Annotated in this window: 5 protein-coding genes; 4 read left to right on the forward strand and 1 reads right to left on the reverse strand. The window is 58.0% G+C overall.

Going from position 1 to position 5,523, the window contains the following annotated elements:
- Positions 1-297: 297 nt before the first annotated feature.
- The 4 genes from AC2W7M_RS18825 (at position 298) to AC2W7M_RS18840 (ending at position 4,942) form a co-directional block, all read left to right on the forward strand.
- Positions 298-1,380 (forward strand): TRAP transporter substrate-binding protein, encoded by a 1,083-nt coding sequence (locus AC2W7M_RS18825; protein ID WP_486134018.1) that lies wholly within the window; start codon positions 298-300, stop codon positions 1,378-1,380.
- Positions 1,381-1,385: 5 nt separating this feature from the next.
- Positions 1,386-3,248: a TRAP transporter large permease subunit gene (locus tag AC2W7M_RS18830; RefSeq protein ID WP_486134020.1), complete on the forward strand. Its 1,863-nt coding sequence runs from the start codon at positions 1,386-1,388 to the stop codon at positions 3,246-3,248.
- Positions 3,249-3,828: 580 nt separating this feature from the next.
- On the forward strand, positions 3,829-4,266 hold the full coding sequence (locus tag AC2W7M_RS18835; protein ID WP_486134022.1) for a hypothetical protein: 438 nt from the start codon (positions 3,829-3,831) through the stop codon (positions 4,264-4,266).
- 133 nt (positions 4,267-4,399) lie between these two features.
- Positions 4,400-4,942 (forward strand): hypothetical protein, encoded by a 543-nt coding sequence (locus AC2W7M_RS18840; protein WP_486134024.1) that lies wholly within the window; start codon positions 4,400-4,402, stop codon positions 4,940-4,942.
- 417 nt (positions 4,943-5,359) lie between these two features.
- Here AC2W7M_RS18840 and AC2W7M_RS18845 read toward each other — a convergent pair whose 3' ends face one another.
- Positions 5,360-5,515: a diguanylate cyclase domain-containing protein gene (locus AC2W7M_RS18845; protein WP_486134026.1), complete on the reverse strand. Its 156-nt coding sequence runs from the start codon at positions 5,513-5,515 to the stop codon at positions 5,360-5,362.
- Positions 5,516-5,523: the final 8 nt, after the last annotated feature.

The following is a 5,523-nucleotide window of genomic DNA, read 5'->3' on the forward strand; positions in this document are numbered from 1 at the left end:
TGGAGCAGGACGCCGCCGCCCGCCTTGCCGCCGCGCCGGCGCCGACCGTGATCCCGCTGGCGGAGATGACCCTGGTGCGGGACTGACGCCGCGCGGCCGGGGCGGCGGGACGGCCTCACGGCGGCGTGAGGCGGACGGAAACTGCCCGGCTCGGCGCCATCTGCCGAAGGATCAGGCAGAACGCGCCTTCCCCAAAGCGGGAAAGACCGATTTGCAGGCTGCATCCACAAAGTGCATGCAATTGGCACGGTCGTTGCGAAAGGGGAGCCCGCACCTTCCCCGACGCACGAGGCTCCCATGCGCCGCCGCGATTTCACCACGCTTGCTTTGACCGCCGCCGCCGGAACCGTCGCCGCCCCGGCGGTGCTGCGCGCCCAGACCACCTTCACCTGGAAGATGACCTCGGCCTACGGCCCGAAGGCCGCCTTCTATTCGGTGGGGCCGGGCAGCGCCACGGACCTGTGCAAGCGCATCGAGGCCATGTCCGGCGGGCGCCTCAAGATCCAGTTCTTCGGCGCGGGCGAGCTGATCCCGGCGCTGGAGGGCTTCGACGCGGTCTCCGCCGGCACGGTGGAGATGAACTACGCCAACGCCTATTTCTGGACCGGCAAGAGCTTCGCCGCGCAGTTCTTCACCGCGGTGCCGTTCGGCCTCAACTTCCAGGGCGTCAATGGCTGGCTCTATGAGGGCGGCGGCATGCCGCTCTACAAGGAGGTCTACGACAAGTTCAATCTCGTGCCGCTGGTGGCCGGCAATACCGGCGTGCAGATGACCGGCTGGTTCAAGAAGCCGATCGAGAAGACCGCCGACCTCAACGGCCTGAAGATGCGCATCCCCGGCCTCGCCGGGCGCGTCTACAAGGAGTTCGGCGTCGATGTGCGCCTCCTGCCGGGCGGCGAGATCTTCCCGGCGCTGGAGCGCGGCGTGATCGACGCGGCCGAGTTCGTCGGCCCCTATCTCGACCGCCAGCTCGGCCTTCAGAAGGTGGCGAAATACTACTACACCACCGGCTGGCACGAGCCCGCCACGGTCTCCGAGGTGATCGTCAACAAGGCCGCCTGGGCCAAGCTGCCGGACGACCTGAAGGCCATCGTCGAGAATGCCTGCGCCGCCTGCAACGTGATTTCGGAAGCCTGGTGCCAGAAGGCCAATGGCGAAGCCATGCAGGACCTCGTGAAGAACCAGGGCGTCATCGCCCAGCCGCTGCCCGACGCCGTGGTGAAGGACCTGCGCGCCGGCACTGCCAAGGTGCTGGACGCAGCGGTGGCGGCCGACCCGATCGCCAAGAAGGTCTCGGACAGCTACTTCGCCTTCCTCGGCACCTACAAGAGCTGGGCCGAGCTGTCCGAAGGCGTCTACTACAACAAGATCCTCGGCTGACGCCCGTGAGCCTCCCTGCCGATTTGGCCGGCGCGCCCTCCTTCGGGGGGCGCGTCGCGGGCGCCATCGAGACGCTGGTGGACCGCGTGGGCGCGCTCTCGGCCTGGACCTGCCTGGCGCTGGTCCTGGTCATGGCCACCAACGTGCTGCTGCGCTACCTCTTTTCCACCGGCTCCATCTGGGCGCAGGAGCTGGAATGGCACCTTCTGGTGCCCATCTGCATGCTGGGCGCGGCCTATGCGCTGCGCCACGGCGAGCATGTGCGCGTCGACGTGCTCTATGCGCACTATTCCCCCCGCGCCAAGGCGGTGACGGACGTGCTCACCGCCCTCGTCTCCATGACGGTGGCGGCGATCATCTTCCGCCTCTCGATCCCCTACGTGATGCAGTCCGTGAGCATGGCGGAGGGCTCGGCGAACCCGGGCGGCATGAGATGCGCTACCTGCTCAAGGCCTTCATCCCGCTTGGCTTCGCGCTGTTCTTCCTGCAATCGCTGGCCGACGCCATCCGCGCGTGGCAGCGCCTTTTTCCCCGGTGACATCATGAGCGTGAACGAGTGGCTGGCGATCGGCATGCTGGTCGGCTTCTTCGGCCTGCTGATGGCCGGCCTGCCGGTGGCCCTGACCCTCGCGGTGTCGGGCTTCGTCGCCGGCTGGCTCGGCTTCGGGCCGCTCTTGTTCAATCTGGTGCCGGCGCGCATCTATGGCGTCGTCACCAACTACACTTTGCTCGCCATCCCGCTGTTCGTGTTCATGGGGGTGATGCTGGAGAAATCCCGCCTCGCCGAGGACCTGATGGAGGTGGTGAGCCATCTCGCCGGCTCGGTGCGCGGCGGCATCGGGGTGGGCATCATCCTGGTGGGCGTCATCATGGGCGCCACCACCGGCATCGTCGGCGCCACGGTGGTGACCTTGGGCCTGCTCACGCTGCCGGCGCTCCTGAAGCGCGGCTACGACAAGGGGCTCGCCTGCGGCGCCATCTGCGCCTCGGGCACGCTCGGCCAGATCATCCCGCCTTCTTTGGTGCTGATCCTGCTCGCCGACATCATGAACGAGAGCGTCGGCACCCTGTTCGCGGCGGCGGTGATTCCGGGCCTGCTGGTGGCGGGGCTGTTCTGCCTCTACATCCTCGCGCTCGGCATCTTCCGGCCGCACATGGTGCCGCCGGTGTCGGTGGACGAGCGCGCCGCCATGGGCCGGGCGGAGCTCATGGCCAAGATCCTGCGCGTGGCGCTGCCGCCGTTCGGGCTGGTGCTGGCGGTGCTCGGCTCCATCATCGCCGGCGTCGCCGCGCCGACGGAAGCCGCCTCCATGGGCGCGCTGGGCTCGATCCTGGTAACGGCGCTGGGGCGGCGGCTCTCTTGGGGCACGCTGTGGGCCACCATGACCGACACGGCGAAGATCACGGCGCAGATGATGTTCATCCTGATCTGCGCGCAGGTGTTCGCCATCGCCTTCCGCGGGCTCGGCGGCGAGCGTCTGGTCCAGGACGCCTTCGACCTGCTGCCGGGGGGCGTGGCGGCCGAGGTGTGGTTCATGCTGGCCATCGTGTTCCTGCTCGGCTTCTTCATCGAGTGGATCGAGATCTGCTACATCGCCGTGCCGCTGTTTCTGCCCATCTTCCAGGCGCAGAACGTGGACCTCGTGTGGATCGGCATGCTGGTGTGCGTGATGCTCCAGACCAGCTTCCTCACCCCGCCCTTCGGCTGGGCCCTGTTCTTCCTGCGCGGCGTGGCCCCGCCGGAGGTGAAGACGGGCGACATCTATCGCGGCGTCATCCCCTTCATCGGCCTGCAGGTGGCGGCGACGGTGCTGGTGTTCCTGTTCCCAACGCTGGCGACCTGGCTGCCGGGGGCGATTGGGTGGTGAGGGGGGTGTGAAGCGTAGAGGGATTAGCCCCCTCGCACTATTCTTACGCGTGTAGTTAGGCTAACATGATTAGATTACCGCTGAATGCCGGGCACGCAACTCACCATGTTGAAAAGCAGATATAAAATTTATTATGTCTGGCGGCGTTTGTGGCGCTTGCCGCCCTTTTGGGAGCGGCTATCCACAACTCGTTGCCAGACACTGTTTCGATAACAGCTTTCAAATCTGAGACTCCGTACGTTTTTTCACCGCAAGAAGCAGCTAAAAGAGCTATGGAACAATTTTATTTAAACCTATTTTAACATTTGTTAGTAAAATTTTGATAAATAATTTCATGGCCCTCTGTTATTCTGCTGATGTTTTTATTAGTTTATAGAAGTGGTTTTTTCAAAGCATTGATATCGATTGTAACAAACCGGCTAAAGACCTTTAATGCCTTTGGAGTAAGCGTCGAATTAAATGACCAAATCAGAGAACTAAAAAAGAAAAGGAAGAACTATTAAAATTAATTCCAGTTATTAGAGAATCAATTACTAATGATATCAGACAATATATTGAGAACTCAAATATAACAAATAGCATGACAAAATTCATTAAGGCAGTCTCAAGTGAGATAAAATCAAAAAATGATGAATATATTCCAACGCAATGTCGTGCAACAATTCATATTCGTGACCCCCTTGCCTCAAATTGCACAATGCAGCTCTTGGAATATGTAGACGGTAATGGCGACCGACTCCCCGGCTTAACCATCGGACGCTCATTCTCGATAAGACGGGGAATTGTCGGACAATCTTGGCGATCGCAATTAGCTATCATTTCAGGAGTAATTCCAACAGAAGAAGAATCGCATGATGAGGAACAAAAAATAAAGCATATTGCAAAAATATGGGGAATGACGATCGACGAAGCTCGACACGCCTTTAACTATCCATCGTGCATATCAATTCCATTTGAGTTTAACAAAGATAAAATCGGAATATTCTATATGGATTCGACAATCAAGGATGCTTTTTAAATAAAGAATATCATAAAGATTTGAACAATTTGTTCTTACTGAATTAGATCGCTCACTCCTTAGTCAAACGATTGCAAGCATTGAAAGACGCCTCCCTCCCACTGCGCTCACGGTCGATGAATAGGAGATTTAAGTGAATTCCGGCTACGATTTGATTGCGGATGAATATTACGACCAAAAACAACATCCAACATGCGCTGACTTTGGTGTTGCGAGCAGATTTCTACTCCTTGGCTTCCTAAAAAATATAACGAAAGACTATCGCGCGTTTGAGTTTGGCGCCGGACGATCCGAACTTGCTCATTTTACAGCAGGATCTTTGTCTCCAGAAAATTTGATTATTTCAGATGCCTCTATCAAGATGCTCGGTCATTCAATCTCAATTTATAAACAAAACGCTAAATTTATCGTATGTAAGGCAGAAAACTTACCAATAGAAACAGCGTCCTGCGACATTACCGTCTCATCACTGGGCGACCCATACAACACCAAGTCATTCTGGATGGAAAATTTCAGAATTTTGAGGTGGAATGGGAGGGGCATCTTCACTACCCCGTCTTGGATTTGGGCGAATAAATTTCGCTTAAAAGCTGATCAGGAGAAAAATAATTGCGCTTTATTTATAATAAAAACATGGATAAAATATATCTACATTCTAATATTTTGGATGAAATAAATCAGATTGAATTAATTCAGCAATCTGGATTAACTGTTGAAGGCATCTCTCATTTTAATCTGGGCTATCTCAAATCATTTGATGCAGAAAATTCGTATAAATTAAAAAATTTTTCTATCTAATGATGACCCAATAGTTACAGCTTATCGTGTAATCAAAGCACCTCCCGCGATCAGTGGTTCCAATGATCATGAGCTCGGCCTTTCGGCCGCACTCCACTCCACGCAAAACGCGGAGTGGAGTGCCCAGACGGCTCGTTCCATCCTCAGAGTCTATGCACCGCCCAGCCCGTGGAGCACGGCGGCATCTTTCTTTGGCCGTTCGGCGATCGGCCCCCTCCCCCAGGTGGTCGCCTGCAGACCCGAGAGGTCCCCTTACTCCATCGGAGTGTGCACAAATCTCTTTGCGCTAGCCCCCTCACCCCACCCGCCACCCGTTCCGCCCCCCGGCCTTGGCGGCATAGAGGGCGAGGTCGGCGGCGCGCAGGAGGGTTTCGGGGGTCTCGCGGTCCTCGCCCGCCGCGGCGATGCCGATGGACAGGCCGACGCTCACCCGCCGCCCCGCCGCCGCCACCGGCTCGG

This window comes from Xanthobacter sp. BG11Y11_SDJG, from assembly GCF_057364445.1.